Annotated in this window: 1 protein-coding gene and 1 pseudogene; both read right to left on the bottom strand. The window is 63.6% G+C overall.

Features of this window, described 5'->3' with window-relative positions; translation table 11 throughout:
* Positions 1 to 214: 214 nt before the first annotated feature.
* A complete protein-coding gene (locus EN906_RS34070) occupies positions 215 to 1,141 on the bottom strand; it encodes a Gfo/Idh/MocA family oxidoreductase (protein ID WP_127271910.1) in 927 nt (308 codons plus the stop codon).
* A gap of 182 nt (positions 1,142 to 1,323) precedes the next feature.
* A pseudogene (locus tag EN906_RS38630) lies at positions 1,324 to 1,417 on the bottom strand (transcriptional regulator); the annotation flags it as partial.

The following is a 1,417-nucleotide window of genomic DNA, read 5'->3' as shown; positions in this document are numbered from 1 at the left end:
CCTTCTCCCCGTATAGTGACGGGGAGAAGGACGCCGTCGCTGACGATTTCGCCAATCGGCGACCTTGCAGGGCGAACGCCGGCGTCGCCATTGCCCCTTTCTCCCCGTCACTATACGGGGAGAAATGTCCGGCAGGACAATGAGGGGCGGCGCGCCCTTCGCAAATGATCCGGAAAGTGGGGATCGGAGCGAGGTCGCTCTTCACAGCCCATTGTCAATCGAAGAACGCCTCGACCACGTTGCGCTTGCCGAGCATGAAGGCGTCAGCGACATGCTGCAGCGGCGCCAGATCGACATCGGAGGTGCCGGCGCGGACGATCTCGGCGAAGCGCTTGTAGAGCATCGGGTACTCGGCCTCCGGCTCGTCATGAACCACCTTGCCGTCGATGGCGAGCTTCGAGCCGCCGCCCGACAGCACCATCGCGCCCTTGTCGGTGTCGGCCAGGATGTCCCAGCTTTGCGGGCCTGTCTGCAGCCAGTCGAGGTCCATCGTCACCGGCAACCCGTTCGAGGTGCGGAAGGCGACGCGCGCGGCAACCGGGGAGGCGCGGTTTTCGGGAAAATCCAGCACCGCCGAGGTGATGAACATCGCCGGCAGGATATGGGTGGCAATCGACAGCGCGTTGATGCCGGGATCGAAGACGCCGAAACCGCCGGGAGCCCAGATCCATTCCTGGTTCGGGTGCCAGCGGCGCACGTCTTCCTTCCAGTTGATGGCGGCCGACCTGATCTTGGCTTTGTCGAGGAATGCACGCGCGGCCTCTACGGCCGGCGCATAGCGCGAGTGCCAGCTGGCGAACAGCGAAACCCCGTTCTGTGCGGCCAATGTCTTGAGGTCCTCGACCTCGCTGACAGTGGCGCCAGGCGGCTTCTCCAGGAAGACATGCTTCTTGGCCATCAGTGCCGTCCGCGCCGCATCGTAGCGGAACTGCGGCGGCATGCAGAGCGACACGGCCTCGAGCTCGGGCACAGCGTCGAGCATGGCTTCGATGTCAGGAAAATTCGTGATGTCATCCACCTTGCCGTGACGGCTGGCGGCCGCGATGAGGCGATAGTCCTGGTCTTTCGCCAGGGCCGGTAGGTGCTGGTCGCGGACGATCTTGCCGACGCCGACGATGCCTATCTTGATGGGCTGGGACACGGCCGCTCCGTCTGTTTGATGATGGTGATGGTTTCTTATCAGAACACTTGCCCCGGGCAAGCCGAAGCCAAGCAGCCAAACTCAGCCTTCCTCGAGCGGCAGTGCGTATTTTGTCGGCTGGGAATGCCTCGATCGCCGATTCGTCTCGGCAGTCGATTCGAAAGCTGGACCGGGGGTTGGAGTCAGATCGGCGCGTCGAAGGTAACGATCGACACTTCGCCTTCGAGCGCGCCCTGGAAGGCGGAGATATGCGGCTCGTCGTCGGGGATGCCGTCC

Source organism: Mesorhizobium sp. M7A.F.Ca.CA.004.06.1.1, from assembly GCF_003999135.1.
Lineage (GTDB): Bacteria > Pseudomonadota > Alphaproteobacteria > Rhizobiales > Rhizobiaceae > Mesorhizobium.
This window is presented reverse-complemented; position numbering and strand designations above follow the sequence as displayed.